We start from the raw sequence: 2,629 nt of genomic DNA, 5'->3' as shown, positions 1-2,629 counted from the left end.
GGAAATGTTCGATCAGGCTTATTTGACAGGTGGGGAGATCTATCGTTCTAATGTATTGATGACTTGTAACTGGCTTGTAGGAAGAGGAAGGTATCAAGAGATCGGAGAAGATGATGATTTATACACGCCGCCATCAGGTGCCTTGGCAGGTAAAATACATAAAACATTAATGTCTCAGGTTACGGCAGGTAAAAAATTTGGAGGGATTAACGAAGTAGATGGAGTAAAATTTGATTTGAAGAAAAGTGAAATTGCCAATTTGGAAAATCTTGGTTTAATTCCTATGGTAAATGAGTATGGAAAAGTAATGGCTTTTTCAGGTAAGACATTGTTTAATGGAGATAATTTAGGTCTTCAAACCTATTCGGTGGTTCGTGTTTTTGACTATGTAACAAAAGTTTTGATGGACTTTTTGAATAGAAGGGCATTTGAAAACTTCACTGCGGTAACGAGAAAAGAAATTATGTCCCAGATTATTCGTTTCTTAGATGGTATTACAGGACCTGGCAAATTGATAGAAAATTTTGAAGTTAGAAGATTTGAGCAAGATGCTATTCAAAAAGATAAGATACACTTAGATATTCATATGAAACCTTATTTTCCAGCTAAAAACTTTTTGATTAAAATGGATGGTCAAAAAGGGACAGATGGTAATGAATGGGATACAGAATATCAGCAAAATTAATTTAGAGAATGACAGAGTTTTGTAAAGAATGTGCTCGTAAAATAGGAGTCCCTTTTGATGGTTATCCTGTGTTTTGTGAAGGGTGTGCATTTATATTGAACACTCGCTACTTAAACAATACATTATGAATCAAATAGATATGTTTATAAAACTCATCAAAAAAAAATAATCAATAAACTTTAAAATCCACTTTGAAAATACAAAGTGGATTTTTACATTTTAAACTTTCTACTCGATGGAGTTACTTCATTTTTTAAAGACTGAGTGTTTTCTCCTTCAGTTTCTGATACCTCTTGAGATTTTTCATTCATAGTATTTTCATTTATCGACAAATGAATTCTCCTTTCAATGGAAGCCAGCTCATTTTTAAGCTCCGAGAGTTCCTTTTCTTTACTCCATTTACTATTTACGACTTGTTGGAGTATAGGTAAATCTTTATCTATTTTATCGAGTTCTTCTTCTCTTTTTTGAATGAGGTTGGGGATTTTTTCCAATGCCTTGATAAAGCTCATAGAGGCTAATATAGAATCCTGTGCCAGTTTTCCGTTGTTATGCGTATAACGAATGCCACCTTCTCCTTTCACAAAGAAACGATTTTGACGAATGTCCACCCCTTCTTTTATCGTGAGCTCTGTTTTAACCAAAACTTGAAAACCATATATATTCCCAATTTCTTCATAATCGCCTTTTGTTCGTGCTTTTTTAGCATAGGCAGTTAGTTTTTCGCCTAATTGCTCCAAACTTGCACCTTGTGACACTTCGTTCAAATGCAAAGCATTAACAAAATCGCCATTGGGTAGTTTCTTGGCTCTTGCATTGAAGTTATCCCAATCGGTTTTTAAACGCTTCAATTGGTTTTCGACGGCAGCTTTGTCTTCTGTCAGCATTTCCAACTTAAATCGTGAGGAAGATTTATTTCGTAAAAAGGCTTGGCGTTCACTCTCCAAAGCGGTTATTTTCTTTTCTATTTTTGCTTTTTCTAAGAGGTCTGTATTTCCTGAAAGGATAGCCACATATTCTGAAAAATTCATTCCTGATTGTTCGTCCATACTGCCCTCATCAATGGTTCGCTTACCGAGTTTATTGGATTTTAGCTGGTCTATAAATAATTGTTTGTTAAACAATAAATTAAATTTATACGAATCCAATGTTCTTTCTACGGCATAGATGAGAACATCTACTTTATTGCCCGCAAAATATTTAGCCACTTCATTCCCTTTTCGGATAGCCCGACCATCTCTTTGTTGTAAGTCGCTCGGTCGCCAAGGCGTATCAAGATGATGAACGGCAACTGCTCTTTTTTGAGCATTGACACCTGTTCCCAGCATATCGGTAGAACCAAATAGCACTCGGATTTTCCCCTCATTGGTATCCGCAATGAGCTTTTTTCGTGATTTATCGTTTTTGGCTTCTTGAATAAAACGAATTTCTTCTGGTGGAACGCCATAATCTTCTACCAATTTTCGCTTGATTTCAGAATAAGGATTCCACTCATTAGGCTTATAAGTCCCTAAATCTGAAAACACAAACTGTGTTCCCTTTTGAGCCTTGTATTTTTCGTAATACTCATAGATTTTCTTGGCACAATGGGAGGTTTTATTATCAGGGTGGTCATCATATTTACTATCTACCAATCGCATATCTAATGACATCTTTCGAGCATAGTCGGTAGCAATCAACATTTTTGCTTTTTCTTCTCTACTGGAAAGTTTTGGTCTTCCAAGTAAAGTAGCATCTCCGTTTTGAGCAAATTTCATCAGTTTCTCGATAAAAACTTCTTGCTCGGGGGTAGGTGGAATATGATATAAAATCTCATTCTTTTCTGGGCGATCGATACCAATATCTTTTGCCGTTCGATAGTCTGTGATTTCCGAATAAAATTGTGCTAATTCTGGAACTTTGATAAAATAGCGGAAGCGTTCTTTTTGTACAATATTATTCGCC

1 protein-coding gene and 1 pseudogene are annotated in these 2,629 nt (G+C 35.6%); one reads left to right on the top strand and one right to left on the bottom strand.

Annotated features, from left to right (window positions below; all coding sequences use genetic code 11):
• A pseudogene (locus tag VQ048_RS12000) lies at positions 1–685 on the top strand (type VI secretion system contractile sheath protein TssC); the annotation flags it as partial.
• Positions 686–897: 212 nt separating this feature from the next.
• Here the strand turns inward: VQ048_RS12000 and VQ048_RS11995 are convergent.
• Positions 898–2,629: helicase-like domain-containing protein (locus VQ048_RS11995; RefSeq protein ID WP_327611899.1), on the bottom strand; the 1,732-nt coding region annotated here is incomplete at its 5' end.

The sequence above is a fragment of the Bergeyella anatis genome (genome assembly GCF_036016955.1).
In the GTDB taxonomy this organism is placed as follows: domain Bacteria; phylum Bacteroidota; class Bacteroidia; order Flavobacteriales; family Weeksellaceae; genus JAYWXI01.
This window is presented reverse-complemented; position numbering and strand designations above follow the sequence as displayed.